Annotated in this window: 14 protein-coding genes; 11 read left to right on the top strand and 3 right to left on the bottom strand. The window is 41.1% G+C overall.

Annotation, left to right across the window (positions count from 1 at the left end; genetic code table 11):
* The first annotated feature begins 152 nt into the window (after positions 1-152).
* The 8 genes from AC1DRQ_RS23175 (at position 153) to AC1DRQ_RS23140 (ending at position 11,336) form a co-directional block, all read left to right on the top strand.
* On the top strand, positions 153-1,298 hold the full coding sequence (locus AC1DRQ_RS23175; RefSeq protein WP_477427264.1) for a sialidase family protein: 1,146 nt from the start codon (positions 153-155) through the stop codon (positions 1,296-1,298).
* 86 nt (positions 1,299-1,384) lie between these two features.
* Positions 1,385-4,741 carry a SusC/RagA family TonB-linked outer membrane protein gene (locus tag AC1DRQ_RS23170; protein ID WP_477427262.1) on the top strand — a complete coding sequence of 1,119 codons (3,357 nt, stop codon included), beginning with the start codon at positions 1,385-1,387 and terminating at the stop codon, positions 4,739-4,741.
* 16 nt (positions 4,742-4,757) lie between these two features.
* Entirely contained in the window at positions 4,758-6,203 is a 1,446-nt protein-coding gene (locus AC1DRQ_RS23165) for a RagB/SusD family nutrient uptake outer membrane protein (RefSeq protein WP_477427260.1), read from the top strand.
* Positions 6,204-6,226: 23 nt separating this feature from the next.
* A complete protein-coding gene (locus AC1DRQ_RS23160; protein WP_477427258.1) occupies positions 6,227-7,006 on the top strand; it encodes a phytanoyl-CoA dioxygenase family protein in 780 nt (259 codons plus the stop codon).
* Positions 7,007-7,020: 14 nt separating this feature from the next.
* Entirely contained in the window at positions 7,021-7,947 is a 927-nt protein-coding gene (locus AC1DRQ_RS23155; RefSeq protein WP_429393164.1) for a dihydrodipicolinate synthase family protein, read from the top strand.
* A gap of 22 nt (positions 7,948-7,969) precedes the next feature.
* A complete protein-coding gene (locus AC1DRQ_RS23150; protein WP_477427256.1) occupies positions 7,970-8,914 on the top strand; it encodes a dihydrodipicolinate synthase family protein in 945 nt (314 codons plus the stop codon).
* Positions 8,915-8,963: 49 nt separating this feature from the next.
* Entirely contained in the window at positions 8,964-10,076 is a 1,113-nt protein-coding gene (locus AC1DRQ_RS23145) for a galactose oxidase (RefSeq protein ID WP_477427254.1), read from the top strand.
* A 21-nt stretch (positions 10,077-10,097) separates the two neighbouring features.
* Positions 10,098-11,336 carry an MFS transporter gene (locus AC1DRQ_RS23140; RefSeq protein WP_477427252.1) on the top strand — a complete coding sequence of 413 codons (1,239 nt, stop codon included), beginning with the start codon at positions 10,098-10,100 and terminating at the stop codon, positions 11,334-11,336.
* Positions 11,337-11,419: 83 nt separating this feature from the next.
* Here the strand turns inward: AC1DRQ_RS23140 and AC1DRQ_RS23135 are convergent, their stop codons facing one another.
* The 3 genes from AC1DRQ_RS23135 to AC1DRQ_RS23125 all read right to left on the bottom strand — a co-directional run bounded on the left by AC1DRQ_RS23135 (position 11,420) and on the right by AC1DRQ_RS23125 (position 17,682).
* Positions 11,420-12,952 carry a RagB/SusD family nutrient uptake outer membrane protein gene (locus AC1DRQ_RS23135; protein ID WP_477427250.1) on the bottom strand — a complete coding sequence of 511 codons (1,533 nt, stop codon included), beginning with the start codon at positions 12,950-12,952 and terminating at the stop codon, positions 11,420-11,422.
* Positions 12,953-12,963: 11 nt separating this feature from the next.
* Complete coding sequence (locus AC1DRQ_RS23130; RefSeq protein ID WP_477427248.1) at positions 12,964-16,317, bottom strand: TonB-dependent receptor; 3,354 nt, start codon at positions 16,315-16,317, stop codon at positions 12,964-12,966.
* Positions 16,318-16,521: 204 nt separating this feature from the next.
* A complete protein-coding gene (locus AC1DRQ_RS23125) occupies positions 16,522-17,682 on the bottom strand; it encodes a FecR family protein (protein WP_477427246.1) in 1,161 nt (386 codons plus the stop codon).
* A 138-nt stretch (positions 17,683-17,820) separates the two neighbouring features.
* On the opposite strand from AC1DRQ_RS23125, the gene AC1DRQ_RS23120 reads away from it, so the two are divergent.
* The 3 genes from AC1DRQ_RS23120 to AC1DRQ_RS23110 all read left to right on the top strand — a co-directional run.
* A complete protein-coding gene (locus AC1DRQ_RS23120) occupies positions 17,821-18,399 on the top strand; it encodes an RNA polymerase sigma-70 factor (protein WP_477427244.1) in 579 nt (192 codons plus the stop codon).
* A gap of 236 nt (positions 18,400-18,635) precedes the next feature.
* Positions 18,636-19,814, top strand: a complete 1,179-nt coding sequence (gene nagA, locus AC1DRQ_RS23115) for an N-acetylglucosamine-6-phosphate deacetylase (protein ID WP_477427242.1) — start codon at positions 18,636-18,638, stop codon at positions 19,812-19,814.
* Positions 19,815-19,838: 24 nt separating this feature from the next.
* Positions 19,839-20,172, top strand: a 334-nt coding sequence (locus AC1DRQ_RS23110; protein WP_477427240.1) for a sugar phosphate isomerase family, incomplete at its 3' end; no start/stop codon positions are given.

The following is a 20,172-nucleotide window of genomic DNA, read 5'->3' as shown; positions in this document are numbered from 1 at the left end:
ATTTCAGACATGGCATGTACGAGCATTTGAAGCCCCATTTTGATCAATTGAAAAAAATAAAAAAATAATTACTTTTTATGTACTACATAATAACTTAATAATTATATTTGCTTCCCGCCTTCCAAATGCGGCGAGAACCAATTATAATTATTATGAATAGTATAACCTCTTTGTTTAGGCTCCTGGGCTTATTAGTGTGCTTTTCTTGCATCAGGACAGTTTATGCCCAGGATAATAATCAACCCGCACTTAACTACCTGTACAAACCTGGCGATAATGGTTATGCCTGCTTCAGGATTCCTGCATTATTAAATACTTCGAATGGAGTTTTGCTGGCATTTGCCGAGGCCCGCAAAAATAATTGCGGTGATTCCGGGGATATTGATTTAGTGCTTAGGCGTTCAGAGGATGGAGGAAAAACATGGAGTGACATGCAGGTTGTGTGGAGCGATTCTACCAATACCTGCGGTAACCCTGTACCTATTCAGGATGCTGCTACCGGCAAAATATGGCTTATATCGACATGGAATTTAGGCACTGACCATGAAAGACAAATTGTGGATGGAACCAGTAAAGATAGCCGGCGGGTATTTTCATTATCATCTGATGATGTTGGTAAAATATGGTCGGCAGCAAAAGAGATTACCTCACAAGTAAAAATGCCCGACTGGACCTGGTATGCAACCGGTCCCTGCCATGGTCTGCAAATAAGCCGGGGTAAATTTAAAGGCCGTATGGTTGTGCCAATAAACCATATAGAGAAACCCACCGGTAAAAACTTTGCCCATATTATTTACTCTGATGATCACGGTAGTACCTGGCAAGTAGGAGCTAATACACCTGCTGACATGGCAAATGAAACCACCGTTGCCGAGATTAAAAAAGGACATCTGATGATAAACATGCGTAACAGTGGCCGCAAGGATAAAACCCGTAAGTTTGCCACCAGTAAAAATGGCGGTGCAACCTGGCGCCATATGGGTACGGATACAGTACTTATTGAACCTATATGCCAGGGCAGTCTGCTAAATTATCAGCTCACACCTAAAAAGTCCATCTTGCTTTTCAGCAATCCGGCAAACAAATCCGCACGATCTAATCTTACGTTACGCTTGAGTTTGAACGATGGTAAAACCTGGGCAGCAAGCCAGGTGATATTCCCGGGGCCTTCTGCCTATTCAGACATTGCGGTTAACAATGATAAACAGGTTGTTTGCCTGTATGAAGCCGGTATAACCAAACCTTACGAAGGGATCGCTTATAAAGCTGTAGATCTTCTCCCATTATTAAAGCCATAAATTAATAGCTATCCCCAACCAATTATTTAACTAAACCTAATTATTCACCTTTAATATGTAGTACATAAGTACTAAATAATCAAATTATGCGAAGAAAATTACTGATTTTATTACTCATGGCCTGTTGTGTGGCCATTGGTAAGGTAAATGCACAAACCAATGCATTTACGGTATCCGGAGTGGTTTCTGATGGTGCCAGAAATGAAACCTTACCTGGTGTTAGCGTGAAATTAAAAGGCACATCAATAGGCACGCTATCAGATATGAATGGTAAATATACATTGCGTGTCCCTTCCTCAAGTTCAACGCTTATATTTTCATTTATTGGATATGATAATACCGAACTATCCATTAATGGCAGGGAAACGATAAATGTAACGTTAAATGCCAATTCAAAATCATTATCAGAAGTAGTGGTGGTGGGCTACTCACAACAAACCCGTGAAAAAAACACAGCATCAATTTCTAAACTTGATGCAAAACAATTGGTAAACACCGCCAATGCTACCGCAATTAACGCGTTACAGGGGAAAATAGCAGGTGTTTCCATTCCAATTTCCAATGGTCAGCCGGGATCGGCCCCAAGTAATATCATTATTCGTGGCGGATCTAAGCTAAATGTATATGGTACAGGTACCGGTAACTCGGGTGGCGACCCCGTGCTAAGTTCAGATGCCTCCAGCCCCCTGGTGATTGTGGATGGGATTTTCAGGCCGATGAAAGACATCAATCCTGATGATATTGAATCATTGCAGGTCATGAAAGATGCCGCTTCAACTGCCATATATGGGGCAAGGGGCGCCAATGGTGTTATCGTCATTAAAACAAAAGGTGGCAAATTTGGATCAGGTAAAGCTAATATCACCTTTAATTACCGTACCAACTGGGAGGTGCCAACGGGGCAGCAAAATTACATGAGCGCACGCGATTACCTAACGCTGGCACGTACCACTGTTAAAAACACATTCGACGCAATTGATAAAAATACTTTGCTCAATAACGGTGGGTTTTCTGCCGGTACTAAAGTGTATACCACCAAAGGACAGTATGGTACAGCTACCAACCTTACCGCACTGTATGATAATATTGTAGCGGTAGAGGGTCAGGATTATGTAAATAATTTGTTGGCCAAGGGATGGGAAACAATGGATGACCCCATTAATCCGGGAACAAAGTTGCTTTTTGCTGATAATCATTACCAGGATAAGCTATGGAACAYAGGTATGACCAATAATTACAATTTGGGTGTTGATGGGGGCAGTCAGGTAGCCAATTATAATGTGTCATTTAACTATATAAATCAGGCTGGTACATTTGTGGGTACAAACTATAAGCGCTATAGTGCCTTAGGCAATTTTAGTTTTAAAGCTACCAATAACCTGCAAATTAACGCGATGGTTAACTATCAGAATATATTGCCAAATTATGTGGATGCCTATACCAATGACCTTGTCAGGGCCACGCGTATTACACCGCTCATCCGTATATTTAAAGATGATGGTACGCCAACCACCGGCGAAAATCTGACCACCCGTAACCGCTTTCATACATTGGCTTATGATAATACCAGAGTATCAACCGAGCGATTGGCATCAAGGGTAGATGCCGATTGGAGCATTGTTAAGGGTTTGCATTTCAGGCCGGCCTTATCTTATTTAATTAACGATGGCAGAACACTGTTTTCCAGGAAAGCATTTCCTGATCCTATCCAGTTTGCCACTTCCCGTTTAAAAACAGAGAACGTTAACAATACCCGCCAATTGATGATTGATCATATATTACAGTATGATTATACCTTGCATGAGGATCATCATTTTATGGTCCTGGGCGGGTTTAACTATACCCGTAATACTGGTAATGTAGTAGACATCGGTTCGCAAAGAGGTACAAATGATTATATCACTACCATTAACGAGCCAACTGTAACTACTGTAAATGGTATTACTGTTACCAACGTAACCAATTTTGGTACCAGTTTAAGTGAATCAAGATCGGCCAGTTTTTTTGGCCAGTTAAGTTATGATTATCAATCTAAATATTTGTTCAGCGCAGTGGTCAGGCGCGATGGTTTCTCCAACTTTGCTCCGGCAAACAAATATGGTACTTTCCCCTCAGCCTCTGTTGGTTGGAATATCAACAGGGAAAGCTTTTGGAAAGAAAATGTGGTTAGTACGTTAAAATTACGTGGTAGCTGGGGCCAGGCCGGCTCAAGCGATCTGAGTTTGACGGATACTTATGGTAATTATACGTCTACAGTGTATAACCAGCTTGCAGGCATTCAGCGTGCAAACTTATCTAATCCAAACCTCAAATGGGAAACTACCCAAACCACCGACGTTGCAGTTGACGCCGGATTTTTCAAAGACCGGGTTACTTTAACTGTCGATTTTTATAATAAGTTAACTAAAGACAGGCTTGATTTAAAACCTTTACCTGCCGAAGCACCCTTCTCATCAATAATATTTAATAATGGCACCATTCAAAATAAGGGTGTCGAAATAGAATTGCAGGCAACAGTGCTTCGTGCAAAAGATTTTAGCTGGCGTACTAATTTCTCCTTTGCTTACAACGCGCAAAAAGTAATATCGCTGCCTAATAACGGACGCAATAAAAATCGCCAGGGAGGGGGCGTAGTGATTGATCCGCGTACCGGCAAAGAGATAGAAGTGGGTGGCTATGCCGAAGGCGAACGTCCGTTTAGCTATTACGCCTGGAAAGTGGTGAAAGTATTTTCAACAGATGCAGAAGCGGCTGCCTGGCAGGCTACACATGTTGACCAGATTGCTTCGGCAGCTGGTCTCAAGACAGGTAAACACGCGGGTGATTATCAGTTTGATGACCTGAATAATGATGGCATTATTGATAACCGGGACCTGGTTTTTATGGGTTACAAAACACCAAACAAAACCGGCGGTATGCAAAACACATTTGCCTACAAAGGTTTTACTATGCGGGTGAATGTGGATTTTTCATTGGGCAACATGATAGATAATGGCTCGCTGGGACGCGAACTGGGACAGGGCAGGGCTTATAATGAAGGAGCGCCTATAGAGGCCTTAGGGCCTGATATCTGGCAAAAACCAGGTGATGTTGGTAAGAAGTATGCACGCTTCTCCTTCGGGGATTCAGATTTCGGACAAAAGAACTTTATCCGCCAGGCGGCCAGTGATGTAGGTACCGGCAGCGCCTATTCTGCCGATGTTTCCACGCTGATCAGTAAAGGAGATTTCCTGGCTTTCCGCGAGGTTTATTTGAGTTATGATCTGCCTAAAAGTTTATTGTCCAAAATTAAATCAACCGGACTAACCATTTTTGTCAGTGCTACCAATCTGGGCTACTTAACAGCTTATAAAGGCCAAAATCCAGAGGTGGTCACCGGTTTTGACCCAGGAGGTTATCCACGGGCAAAGCAATTCACTTTAGGAGCATCATTAAGATTTTAATTTTATTATCATGAAAATGAAAAAGATATATATCATACCGGCCGTGATCATTTTAGTGACAGCCGTTTGTACCTCATGTAAAAAATTATTAGAGGTTACACCACAATCGCAAATTACCGATCAGGTATATTTTAAGAACGAAACTGACTTTGAACCTTATGTAGTAGGTACTTATACTTCTATCCGTTCCYTCGCCAATTCTGTTTTGTATGGTACTGAACGGAGTGAGGAGCTTATTAATGGGACGAACAGCCGCTTATCAACCGCATGGTCGCAAATACTAAGCCCAACGGTTGGCGCTATTAATTACAACGGACAGTATAAAGCAATTGGTAATGTTAACCTGCTGCTTAGCAAGATAGAGCCGTTCAATTTTTCAAACCCTGCAATAAAAAATAAATTAAAAGCCGAGGCGCTTTGTCAGAGGGCCTATACTTATTTTTATCTGGTTCGTATTATTGGCAATACACCACTCATGCTGCAGGCTATTACTGATGATAATGTACCGCTGCTGCCAAGATCAAAGGCATCTGATGTATTGAAACAGGTTTTTGCTGATCTGGATCTGGCTATCAGTTTATTCCCTGATAAAAACTATGCTAATAAATACCGTTTTTCATACGGTGCGGCACAGGCATTAAAAGCAGAAGCAAAACTTTGGAGCGCTAAGGTTTTAGGTGGTGGCGAAGGTGATTTTAATGATGCCTTAAAGGCCGCTGAAGCGGTTGAGAGCACTGCGGTTAGCCTGTTGCCCAACTTTAAGGATGTAACTACTACAAGGGCCAATGCAGAGGTTATCATGTCTGCCTATTATTATCGCGATGAAACGGGTGCTAATTATGGCCTCAATGCCTTACCATTTTTAACGGCCATATCCAGCRCCACTAACCTGGATAGTATTGCCTACTGCTTAACCTCAGTTAACGGACAGGGAGGATACCAGATAAGTAAAGAAAGCCGCGCTCTTTTCAGCGCTTTACCCAATGATAAGCGTATACCAGCAACCTTTATTATTGAGCGACAAGGCAATGTGCAAAAAAGCGCATGGATAACAAAATTACCCGGTACCAAATATGTTGATGACAGAGTATCAGATAATGACGTGATCATGTGGCGTCTGGCTGATATTTATCTGATCGAAGCAGAAGCCTACGCTGGTTTAAACAATACCGGGCAGGCTATAACCTACTTAAACAAGGTAAGGATAAGGGCTGGTATTAGTAATTATGACGGTGCTAACGATAAATCAACTGTTGAACGGGCCATATTTGACGAAAGAGGGCGTGAATTATTTTTTGAAAACAAACGTTGGTATGATATAGTACGCTTTCATTACGGTGCAACTATTAATGCTTATGACTATGTTCCAAATTTGAAGGGAAAAACAACACCTTTATTCTGGCCGCTTTCAACAACTGTACTGGCTGCAAACTCCAAATTGGTACAAACGGAAGGTTACTAATTATCTGTATTAATGTGATTTTTATGAAAAAGGAAGAATGGTTCAATTACAAAAAACTAAGCGACGAACAGTTTACTGCATTCAGAGAAAATGGCTTTTTAATTATCAAAGAAATTGTTAAGCCTGAGGGACTAATGCAAATGCAGGAGGAATGTATGCTTGCCTGGAACAATGAAAAAGAATCATTTGATCCTGATAAAAGCTGGTTGCAAAACTCCTTGCTGGTAAACATACATCATCATGCGCCAACGGTATGTGATTATTACTTCGAAGGTCCGCTTGTTGATATCGCATCGCAAATTATCGGCCCTAATATTAAGGGAGCTACCTCGCAGCTCACTTTTAAAATGAAGGGTAATACCAAACCTTTTGGCTGGCACCAGGACAATGGTTATGGCGAACTGGAACCTTATAACGCGTTAACTACACTTACCGCGCTTGATGATACTGATAGGGGTAACGGTTGCCTGTGGCTGATACCGGGCAGTCATAAACAAGGCCAGATAAGGGTTAAGCAAAACGAGGAACAGAAAAAAAGCCAATCCGAAATTATTGTTGATGCCGACGAAAGCCTTGCTGTACCGATGGAAATGAAAGCTGGTGATACACTTATATTTAATTGCTGGATGCTGCATAAATCAGATGGTAACTATTCCAGCAATCGCGACAGACGCATTCTGTTTTTGCGTTATGCTGATGCGGACGCTGTAGAGGTTTATAACGGTAACAAACCACGTCTTGGGCGGCTGTTAAAAGGCAATACCAGGTTTGAAGAAGTTAAAGCATTTGAATCCGATCTATAAATTTTACATCACTGATGCAAAAACTCACAACAGAAACATTGAAAGGTAATTGGGCCACCTTATTATTGCCCATTAACAAAGATAATTCCATTGACTATCACTTATTGGGTGATGAAATTGACTATATGATAGCTGCTGGTGTTAATGGGATATATTCAAACGGTACAGCTGGTGAGTTTCATAATCAAACCGAGCAGGAGTTTGATAAGATCAATGCAATACTGGCTACTAAGTGTACCGCGGGGGGTATGCACTTTCAGATCGGAGCCAGCCATCCTTCGCCCGTTATATCACTTGAGCGGGTTAAAAGAAGCATTGGCCTGCAACCCGGAGCTGTACAAATTATCCTTCCCGACTGGGTAATTGCTAATGGCTATGAGCAAATAGCTTTTTTAGAAGGTATAGCTGAGCATGAAACCCCATTAGTGCTTTATAATCCGCCGCATGCAAAAACAGTGCTTAAACCTTTTGAGTTTGCAAAGCTTAAACAAGCAATACCCCAGCTAATTGGCTTAAAAGTGCTTAGCGGCAATGAGCATTGGGTTGAGGCAATGAAACAATACGCGGGAGATCTATCCATATTTGTGCCTGGTCATTTCCTGGCAAGCGGCGTAAAAAATGGTATTGCTTCGGGAGCTTATTCAAATGTGGCCTGTATCAATCCACTTGCGGCACAAAAATGGTGGGAGCAAATGCATATGGATATTAATGCCGCGCTTGATATAGAACGTCGCATTTTACAGTTTTTTAAACAATGTATAACACCTTACCAGGAAAAGCAGTATTCTAATCCGGCTTTAGACAAATTCTTAGCAGCAATAGGTGGCTGGATGCCTTTAGGTACGCGTTTACGGTGGCCTTATCAATCCATCACAGAATTAGATGTGTTACCCGCTCGTAAACTCGGGAAAAATTTAATACCTGAGTTTTTTAATAATTAAATATAATTTAACAATCATATAGATGAAAATAAAAGGCATAGTTGCTGCAACATTTGCTGCTTACAATAAAGATGGTGGCCTGAATACAGATATTATAATAACAATTGTAGAAAAACTTATTGCCGATGGCGTTTCGGGAGTTTATATCTGCGGTACAAATGGCGAAGGTCCTAACATGACCGTGGAGGAGCGCATGGCTGTTGCCGAAGCTTATGTAAAAGCGGCCCGCAAGCGCATATTGGTGCTGGTACATGTTGGGCATACCTCAATCATGGAATGCAGAAAGCTTGCCGCCCACGCTGCAGCTATTGGTGCGGATGCATTTTCTGCTGTTGCGGCGTTTTATTTTAAACCAGTGTCGGTTCAAAACCTTGTTGACTGTATGGCCGAAATTGCATCATCAGCCCCCAATCTTCCGTTTTATTATTACCATATGCCCTCCCTTACAGGTATAGGCATGGATATGGTTGATTTTTTGAAACTTGGCGAAACCGCGATACCTAATCTTGCCGGTATAAAATATACAGCCTCAACATTGTATGAATATCAGGCATGTTTAAACTATAAAGCAGGTATGTTCGATGCGCTTTTTGGCTTTGATGAGATGTTGCTGAGTGCGTTAATTGTTGGTGCAGAAGGTGCAATTGGCAGTACCTATACCTTTGCAGCGCCGGTTTACTTAAATATTATAGCTCTTTACCGTGCCGGTAAGCTTGATGAGGCCCGAAAGGTACAGCTAACCATGGTTAACGCAATCAGATGCATTACCAGGCATCCATCAATTGCCGCGCAACGGGCTATCATGAAAATGCTGGGTATGGATTTGGGAGATGCAAGATTACCATTAACCTCATTAACGCAACAAGCTTATGAACAGCTCAAAACCGATCTGGAAGAACTTGATTTTTTCAATCTGCTTAAAAGTTACCAGTCGCAAACAGGTGAAACAAACACATTACTGGGTTAACAACACTTATGTTATGCAATTAGGCAATATTTATCTATATATAATTTTTATGCTTTTAGCAGTAAATAGCAAGACTCAGCAAAATACCGGGTCTCCTCATTTTAGTTGGTCACAGCTGCCTGCATTGCCAGATAAGCATGGTTTTGCCGGCTCATTTGCCGGAGTATCAAATGGTTGTTTAATTGTGGCGGGCGGTGCAAATTTTCCGGATGGCGGTGCCCCATGGACGGGTTCAAAAAAAGTATGGACGGATAAAATTTTCGTGCTTGAAAAACCTGATGGTGTTTGGAAAGATGCCGGAAGGCTTTCACAGCCTCTTGGCTATGGCGTATCCATAGTTTATAACAATCAGCTTATTTGTTTTGGGGGCAGTAACGTGAAAGGGCATTACAAAGATGTTTTCAGCATTACTTATCAGCATGGTAAAATAAATATCAGGAAATTGCCCAACTTGCCCACCACATTGGCAAACTGTGCCGGAGCATTGGTTGGAAATACGGTTTACATTGCGGGTGGCTTAATCAATCCTGATGATAAACATGCGGCACGTAATTTCTGGTCAATTGATTTGGCACAGCCTGCAGATAAGCAAACATGGCAAAGATTAGAAACCTGGCCAGGTCCGGAACGGATGTTAAGTGTTGCTGGGGTTCAAAATGGCAATTTTTATATGTTTAGCGGCGCTGCGTTAACAGATGATGGTAAAGGTTCAGTTAAACGGATTTATTTAATGGACGCTTATAAGTATAAGAAAGGGGAGGGCTGGAAAAAGTTATCCAAAATGCCATATGCCACAGTTGCAGCAGCGGGACCGGCGTACTATTTAAAACACCGTGAAAAGGATCTTTTTTTAATATTTGGCGGAGACGATGGTAAAATGGTTGAAGCAGCGGGGGAGTTAAAGGATAAACATCCCGGTTTTACAGCTAATATACTTGGTTATGATGTTGCAAAGAACTCATGGTTTGATGCAGGAAAAATATTTACTGATAATAAATCAGATTCAGTTTTAAACCCCAATAACAGCATTTGGGCGCCTGTAACCACCACATCAGTATTGTGGAATGGCAGTTTGGTATTTCCCGGAGGTGAGGTTAGACCAGCCGTACGAACACCCCGGGTGCTAAGGGCCACATACATCCCTGTTTTAAATAAGGAATAATTCAACTATTATTAAATACCAATGGCAAACTCAAAAACCTCAAATTCTTATTACCCATGGCTTGTTGTAGGTATGTTATGGATTGTGGCTTTTCTCAATTATTTCGACCGTATTCTTATCACCTCCATGCGCGACCCAATAGTGTCGGATTTTCATTTAAGTGATGCACAATTTGGGCTGCTTACTTCGGCATTTCTTTGGTCTTATGGTATACTAAGTCCATTGGGTGGTTATTTTGCTGATAAATATGGCAGGAAATCAGTAATAGTTTTTAGTGTATCAGTATGGTCGGCAGTAACCATCTGGACTGGCTTTGTAACCTCATACAATGAAATGCTGGTTGCCCGCATCATTATGGGCATTAGCGAAGCGTGCTATATTCCTGCTGCCCTGGCCTTAATAACCGACTATCATAAAGGCCGCACAAGATCATTGGCTACCGGATTACACATAAGTGGTTTGTATGCTGGTTTAACATTAGGCGGTTTGGGCGGTTATATTGCAGAATTATGGGGTTGGCGATATGGTTTCCAGGTGTTTGGGTTGTTCGGCATATTTTATGCTGTAATCCTTTTGTTTTTATTGCGGGATACATCTAAAGCATCAGATAATCAACTGGAAGCTATAAAAATACTTGAAAAGCCAGTTAATCTTGTGGATTCTTTCAAAGTCCTGTTTTCTGAATCATCATTTCGTATCCTTTTATTTTATTTTTGCGCGTTAGGTATAGTAAACTGGCTGATTTATGGTTGGCTCCCTACTTTTTTGAAAGAACATTTTCACCTGGGCCTTGGCGAGGCCGGATTTTCGGCAACTGGGTATGTACAAATAGGCTCTTTTATTGGTGTAATATGTGGCGGCCTGCTTGCCGACCGTTGGTCGCGCAGTAATTCAAAGGGACGTTTATATATTGTGATCATAGGTTTTACACTTGGTGCACCGTTTCTGTTTTTAATGGCGTCTACCTCTGTTTTTTTTATAGGTATCATGGCCATGCTTGTTTACGGGATATCCCGTGGGTTTAACGATGCTAACCTGATGCCCATATTATGCCAGATTGTTGATAGCCGTTATATAGCTACAGGATATGGATTCCTCAATTTCTTAAGTACCATCATAGGGGGCATTATGGTTTACGTAGGTGGGATGCTTAAAGATGCACACGTTGATCTGTCAATTATTTATCAGGTTTCGGCAGTCCTTATGTTAATAGCTACCTGGTCGCTTTTTGCAATCAAGATCGAAAAAACATCCTATTAAGCTCAAAGGAATTTATAAAAAAGCCGCCTCAATTATTCATGAGGCGGCTTTATCAATTGATATGGTGTATTTAATCCTGTGGATTATTTATAATCCGGGTTTTGAATTAACACTCCACCGCTCTTGTCAATTTCTGTTTGCGGAAGCGGCCATTTGTAAAACTTATCTTCAAAATGGTAATTGATCAATGAGGTTTTAACATTATTAAGTACCGGGCCGGCAATATGCCATCTTAACAGATCATAATGGCGCAGACCTTCAAAAGCAAGTTCAATCCTGCGTTCATGTCTTATCCGTTCGCGCATTTGCTCTTTGGTATATCCTGCCGGATACGGAGGCATGCTTACCCGTGCTCGCAGATCGGCCATAGCCTTATAAACGGTAGCATCCGGACCAACAATTTCATTCTGAGCTTCTGCATACATCAGCATCACTTCGCCCAAACGTAGTATAACTGCATCTTGCTGGCTAAGGGTTGAAAAGCCATAAGGCATATTGTTAGGCTCTAAAAACTTAATGGTACCATAACCGGTAGGCCTCAGGTTTGATGGATGATAAACCTTGCCCGGCCCAAAATCAACAGAATCTGCGTACACTGTTTTACGCAATCTTGGATCGCGRTTATTAAACTGGTTTTTGGTATCGGTAAGTGGTGATGAACCGGGTGAGGTACCATAAGGTAACCCATCGGTACATTCAAAAGCATCAACCATGTTTTGCAGCGGCGCGCAGGCATCCCAGTCGCCATAATACATATCCCATTGTGCTGCATTGTTAGGGGCCAAAAAGTTAATAGAGAAGATGATCTCGGTATTATTTTTTTGTGTGGCATCCCTGAATACATCTTCAAAATTGGTGCTCAGTTTATACTGCCCCATCAAATCAAGACAAATATCTCTCACTTGTGTCAGTATAGCCGGATCTGGCGTGCCTGTATTACCATAAGCAGCAAATAATAATACCCTTGCTTTTAATGCTTTTGCCGAAGATGCCGCCGCGTGCCCACCATTGGCATAGTAAGCGGCAGTATTCAAGTTGGCAATACTATAATCCAGATCAGTGGTGATCTGGGTCAGAACTTGTGCAGCCGGCACTTTAGGTTGTTTTTGATTACTCAGATCAAGCGGTTGTAGCACCAATGGTACATCGCCATAAATGCTATACAATTGAAAATAGAAAAAAGCCCTGATGAACCTTACTTCGCCTTCGTATACCTTTCTTTGCGCATCAGAAATGTCGCTTCCTTTGTAATTAGTCAGATTTTGAAGGAATAAATTTACCCGCGCAATACCGGTATAACTATCATTGTAAATCCCGGTTTCGTAGCCGCCGGTAGTTGGGTTAAAATTGCCCTGAACAAAATCCTTAGAACCACCCGAGCCAAACTGATTATAGCCATTATCGGTAAAGCAATCCCTGAAACCTATACCTACTGCAAACTCTTCAGGCTGTAAGGAGCCATAAACAGCAGCAAGAGCCTGATCAAAATCAGCTTTTGATTTATAAAAGGTTGAGGTGGCTATCTGATCCAAAGGGTTTAGATCCAACGTTTTTTTACATGCACCTAAAAACAGTGATGTAATGAATATAGTTGTTATTATAATTCGATTTTTCATTTGGGGGCTGATTAAAAAGTAACGTTTAAACCAAAAGAGTATATTTTATTTTGCGGGTATTGCACCTGGTCTCCGCTGCCATAACGCTCAGGATCAAGGCCTTTGAACTTGGTTATGGTTAATAAATTATCGCCGGCAAAATAAACTCTCAGCCTGTTGATACCTACCTTTTTGGTAATCTGTGCAGGAATAGTATAACCGAATACAAGGTTTTTAAGTCGCGCATAGGATGCGTCCTGTAAGAAATAAGAAGACCGGCGACCGATTTTATCCGGTGCGCTTTGCCCAAAATAGATACGCGGCATAGTAGTTGACGGATGCTCAGGTGTCCATGCGTTTAACCAATCTGTGGTAGGCGAGGCCCCCTGTACAAAAGGTATGGTGCCCCATCCAGACACGTACGATTTTACACCATAAACACCTTGAAGCATGGCAGACAGGTCAAAGCCTTTAAAACTGGCTGATAGGTTAAATGAGTAATTTAACTTTGGATAGACACCACCAATGATGGTCTTGTCATTTTGGTCAATTTTGCCATCACCGTTAACATCCTTGTATTTCAAATCGCCCGGTAAGGTAGAATCGGAAAATTGTTTAGGCGAATTGGCAACCTCTGCCGCTGATTGGAATATCCCAATCACCTGCAACATATAAAATGAATTCCAGGGTTGCCCGTTTTGGTTAATGGTATAATCATTAATTTCTGTCTGGCCAAACTGTACCAGCTTATTACGATTATGATCAACGTTAACACCCAAGTTATAGGCAAAGCCGCTCAAAGCACCATCACGTACAACGTTATTGTATGACAAACCAAGTTCAACACCCCTGTTATTAACAACACCATCGTTAATAGTGGGAGCACCTAAGCCCACAACCGCGGTAACCTGCGCAGTTCTTAAAATGTCAGATGTCGTTTTATTATACCAATCAGCCGTTAAATTAAAGTTTTTGAAAATGGTAACATCCAAACCAATATCGGTCATGGTAGTGGTTTCCCACTTAATAGCAGGATTGTTCAGGTTTTGCTGGGCCACGCCTGTTGTAAGGGTTGAGTTATCAAAAGAGTAACCACTGGTAAAATTCAGCAATGCCTGATATGGATAATTGGCTCCATATCCGCCAATTACAATGTTTTGATTACCTAACTGGCCCCATGAACCTCTTAATTTAAAATTATCCAGCCATTTTAAATTCATTGCTTTTACAAATGGCTCTTCGGTGGCCCGCCAACCTCCTGAAAACGATGGGAATATTCCCCACTTGTTCTTGCCTGCAAATTTTGAACTTCCGTCATCACGGATATTAGCTTCTAACAGGTAACGACCTTTATAATCATAATTCAAACGGCCGAAATATGACATTAAAGCCCATTGATTGGAGGTACCATAAGCATTTTGTATATCTGAACCTCCAGCGTTCAGTTCATGTAAATCCAAGTCAGCAAAGTTCTTGCGATATCCTGATAAATTTTGATATTTACTTTGTTCAATACTGTATCCGACCTGGGCCTTAATATTATGCCCGTGAAAATCATGCGCATAATTTAAGTAGCTATATAAATTGGTATAAACGGTTTGTTCGTCCTGCTCGGTTAAACCCTTGCCCAGGTCCAGTGAAGTTTGCAGTTGATTGGTCTTGAAATTGTATTCATCAAGGGTTGCTTTAAAATCCTTGTATTTATCCATATTAAAGTTCACAGCACCTTTGGTATACCAGGAAAAATCCTTATTGAATTGAACTTCAACCCAGCCTTGTGCATTTACGGCATAATCATTGGTAATCCTGGTAAAGTTTTGATCCAGTACAGCTATCGGGTTCTTATTGTTATACTCAAAGTCATAGGCTTTGTAAGTGTAACGCCCGCTGCCATCGGTCAGGTAAGGACCATAAGTAGGTGCTTGTGACATGGCCGAAAGAAAAAGGTCCATTGAAGAACCGTCCCATTGGCTGGGTGATGAAGGATTACCTGCAACAGCATCCCTTGTGCCTGATTTTAACAGCACATTGGTTCCGAATTTAATATGGTCGTTAATCTTTGAGGTTAAATTAATACGTGCATTGTATCGTTTATAATCAAAGCCCCTTTCAATACCATTCTGATTAATATAACCCAATGATACGTTATAAGTAGTTTTGTCATTACCGCCGCTAAAGGTCAGGTTATGGTTTTGTGTGGGAGCGGTTCTGAATATCAGGCTTAACCAATCGGTATTAGGGTAATGCAGCCTGTCTGTACTGTTACGGTAAAGATCGATCTGATCCTGCGGGTAAAGCGATTTAGCATCTGTTGTACCACTGTTGATCCGGGCCTGATTAAACAACTCCATGTACTGGGCAGAGTTGGTTACCAGTTTAAACATTTTGGTAGGACTGTAAAAACCCACATTGCCATCATAGGTAACTGACATTTGCCCGGCTTTACCTTGTTTTGTTGTAACCAGTACTACACCATTTGCAGCTCTTGAACCATATATAGATGCAGAAGCCGCATCTTTCAGCACAGACACGTTATCTATATCGGTTGGGTTAATATCGCTAAAGCTGCCGGGAACGCCATCGATCAATACCAGTGGATCTGAACCCGCTCCGCTAAATGTACTATTACCGCGGATACGAATAGATACGCTCTCATTGCCTGGTTCACCAGAGCCGACATTTACTGCTACACCGGGAGCCAATCCCTGAAGCATGGAGGCTGGATTCACCACCGGGCGCTTGTTCAATGTTTCGCCGTTAACAGTGGAAACCGCTCCGGTCAGGTTTACTTTCTTTTGCGTTCCGTATCCCACCACTACAACTTCATTAAGGGCTGATGTTTGCTCCTTTAAAACCACATCGATACGGGTTTGATTACCTACCGGAATTTCTTGTGAAACAAAACCAATAAAACTAAATACCAATATAGCCTTATCGTCAGTTACATCAACCTTATAGTTGCCATCAATACCGGTTTGTGCGCCAACGTTGCTTCCCTTTACTTTGATGGTAACACCGGGTAAAGGCAAACCTTTTTCATCTTTAACCTGGCCGGTAACAGTAATGGCCCAAACTGGTTTTGACTCAACCGGTTTTGGCGTAACCACAATGGTGTTGTTATTGATCACATAGGTAAAAGGCTGATTTTTGAAGCATTGATTTAAAACTTCTTCAAGATCGGCATTTGACAGGTGTACATTTACAGGCACTGCCTTTTTGAGCATTTTGGCGTTATAGAAAATACTGAAGCCACTTTGCCGGTGAATTTCCTGTAGGGTTTCTGACAGGGAAGCGTTGCTTTTATCCAGGCTTACCTTTTGTGCAAAGGAAGTGGCAGCGCTAACCTGCAGTATAGAGACCAGGCACAAAAAGAACGACAACTTCATAATTAGAAATAATTTAGCTTTAACGCAGGATAGCTTCCTGCAACTTATTGCAGTAGAATTTTTATACATTTGAATGTTGGGTTAAATAATTGGTTATGAGAAATATGATCATTAGTATTACCTGACAGCTATTTGTAGCTTTATACCAGGGGCGCTGCGAACGCTCCTGGTTATAAACAGGTAACATTATTAAAGCGGAAATGTCTACTTCATAATGATTACCCTCCTTCCATCTATTTTATAGTGAATTGAACGAGTTAGCTGCATAATATCCAGTAATTCGTTGATGTTTTTGTATTTGGATACTGTACCTCCAAACTCATTGTTTGTTACATCGCCCTGATATTCTACGTCAACATCATACCAGCGACTCACCTGTTTCATCACTTCAACAATATTTAGGTCATGGAATATGAAAAAGCCATTTTTCCAGGCCATTGTTTGTTGTATATCGGCCATACTAACCTTGATGACGGCACCTGAATTAGCAGCTGTGCCCTGTTGCCCCGGAACAAGCATCACCACCGAGTTTCCGTGGGCCAAACGTACCGATCCTTCAAGCAATGTGGTAGTTACATCATTATTGTCGCCATAGGCATTTACATTAAAATGCGTGCCTAACACCTGCACCTGAGTACCATTTGCCTGTACCATAAAAGGCCTGGCTTTATTTTTTGCAACTTCAAAATAAGCTTCGCCCGTTAATTCAACCTCACGCTGTTTACCCGTAAAGGCTTGTGGAAATCTTAATGACGAAGCCGCATTTAACCAAACTTTTGTACCATCGTCCAGTATAACCTGATATTGGCCGCCACGCGGTGTAGTTATGGTGTTATACTCAGGTTTTGTGTTTACAGATGTATTATCAGGGGTTTTATTGAAATGATATACCAGCATGCCATTACTGGTTTTGCTTACCTTAAGGCCTGGCTTGGTTACCAGATCTCCGTTTTTGGCATCATTTAGTATAATACGGGAACCATCGGCCATTGTAAGATAGGCTTTGTTGCCACCGGGAAGTATCACTTTTTGTTTGATCTTCGCCACAGTAGGCTGTGGCTTATATTTTTCGTTATTAATAAAAAATAGCCCAACAAGAAATGATAACAACAAAACGGCGGCAACCTTAAGCCATAAATATTTATTGCTTTTTTGTGGGGCGACTGGAAATACTCTACGGCTTTCGCTTAAGCGTTGCCAGATACGGGCGCGCACATCTTCTTCCTTAATTAAATCATTATCCCACTCACCTTCAAGTAACTTCATTTCGTCAACATAGGTATCCAGCAGTTGTTTTTCTGCAGGGGTACATTGCCCGTTATTGAACTTTTCGTACAAAGTCAAAAACTCTTCTTTGGTTATCATCAGGAATTATAATTACAGGTTTACATTTTATTAGTGTAGATTTTGTTTATGCACACACATAGTTTTTTTATTTTATTTGTTACATATAAAATAATTGACTTATTAACGGGCTTTTCCTAATTTTATCGACCCAATTGTATGTTTAAGTCCCCGCTAAGCGATGTTGAACTATGGAATGCTATCCGTTGTAATGACGAGTTGGCTTTTACCGCGCTTTTTGATCGCTATTGGGTAAGGTTATATAAAACCGCCGTTCGTTATCTTAAAGATCATGAGGCAGGTGAGGAGGTTGTACATGATGTTTTTTTAAATATATGGGAGCGCAGGCACCAGCTGGAGATTGAATCGTTCCCCAATTTTTTACTTACTGCTATTCGCTACCAGGTTTATAACCGGATGCGATCTGCAAAACCACGTGTTGTTTTAACAGCGACTGATATAGAATTAAATGAACTGGACCACAATAAAGGTGAAAATCGTATTAAAGACCAGGAGCTTCAACAGGAATTAAATCAGTATCTTGTTCAGCTGCCCAAACGCTGCCAGGAAATATTTTATATGAGCCGGGTAAACCAGCTATCAAACCAGGAAATTGCAGGTCGCTTAGGTATATCAAAACGAACAGTTGAAAATCAGATTACCGTAGCTTTAAAACACCTTAGGGGCAGCTTTAAGAACATTTGGATCATTACCTTCCTTTGGTACATCTTTAAATAATCATTTAACACCTTTTGATTGGGTAATTTTTATCTATAGACGAATAGGATGTTTTCTTATCGCTTACTGTTACTTATTCATTACCAACTAATTGCGGCTTTATCGAGAATTTTGATATTTCCCGTGCTGCCCATCAACCAATTATTAAATAGATTATCAATTAATAATTTAAATGAAAAATTTGTATTTTCGTGTACGTACACGAAGCTGCATTTGTATATAAATTACTCAAATCGATGATAAAAATATTTAATGGTAAAATTATTACACCGTACCGGGTAATTCCTAATGGGACCGTGCTGGTTAAAGATGGTGTAATTGTAGAAGTTGCCGCCGGAGATATTGCTGTAGAAGGAGTAAAGGAAATAGATGCAAAAGGGCAATTTATTGCCCCTGGTTTTATTGATTTGCATGTACACGGAGGAGGTGGGCATGATTTTATGGATGGTTCAGAAATTGCTTTTTTAGAAATTGCTAAAATTCATGCCCGGTATGGTACAACATCCATGTTGCCAACAACTTTAACCAGCGAGCATGAAGATTTGATGCAAACTATTGAATTGTATCAGGTGGCTGATAAAAAGAATACATCCGGAGCTCAGTTCCTTGGTTTGCATTTAGAAGGTCCTTATTTTGCCATGAACCAGCGTGGCGCTCAAGATCCGCGTTATATTCGTGACCCTGATCCGGAGGAGTATCAGCAAATTTTGGCGCATACTTCGGTTATTAAACGCTGGAGTGCAGCCCCGGAGTTAAAAGGAGCAATTGAATTCGGAAAGTACATAACATCCAAAGGTGTGCTTGCTTCACTGGCACATACCGATGCCATATATGAAGAGGTGTTAGAGGCTTTTGAAAATGGATATACACTGGCCACGCATCTTTATTCAGCTATGTCGGGTGTAACCAGGCGAAATGCTTTTCGTTATGCGGGCGCAATAGAAAGCGCATTTATTATAGATGAAATGAATGTGGAAATTATTGCAGATGGTATTCATCTGCCACCTCCGCTTTTGAAACTGATATATAAGATCAAGGGACCAGACAAGATCGCATTAATTACTGATGCCATGCGTGCTGCAGGTATGGGGCCCGGCGAGAGTATTCTGGGTGGATTGAAAAACGGGTTAAGAGTTATTGTTGAAGATGGGGTTGCCAAACTGCCTGATCGTTCGTCATTTGCAGGAAGTATTGCCACTGCTGATCGTTTAGTATGGAATATGGTTAAAATGGCTGATGTCCCTTTAATAGAGGCTATTAGAATGATTACCGTAACCCCTGCAAAAATAATAGGCGTGGCAGATAAAAAAGGAGCTTTAGTAGCCGGCAAGGATGCTGATATAGTGATTTTTAATGAAGATATTGAAATACAAGCTACCATAATAAAGGGTAGGGTAGTATACCAAAAAGCATAATTAAATAAGATTAATCTTGTAATAATGAATGTTAAATCAATGCCGTACACAATAAATATAGACCGCCTGAAAGTTGAAGTTTTTGAGTCAAGAATAGCAATGGGGCTGGCCGCGGCAAACCAGGTAAGCGAAAAAATAGATGAGCTTTTAAGGACAAAAAACGTGGTCAATATCATTTTTGCAGCTGCGCCCTCGCAAAATGAATTTTTAAATGAGCTGATTAAAAAAGATATTGACTGGACCCGTATCAATGCTTTCCATATGGATGAATACATTGGCCTGGATGCCAATGCGCCACAGGGGTTTGGGAATTTTTTAAAAGACCGGCTATTTGAAAAGGTACCATTTAATACTGTTC

This window comes from Mucilaginibacter sp. P4_E8 (genome assembly GCF_056401495.1).
This window is presented reverse-complemented; position numbering and strand designations above follow the sequence as displayed.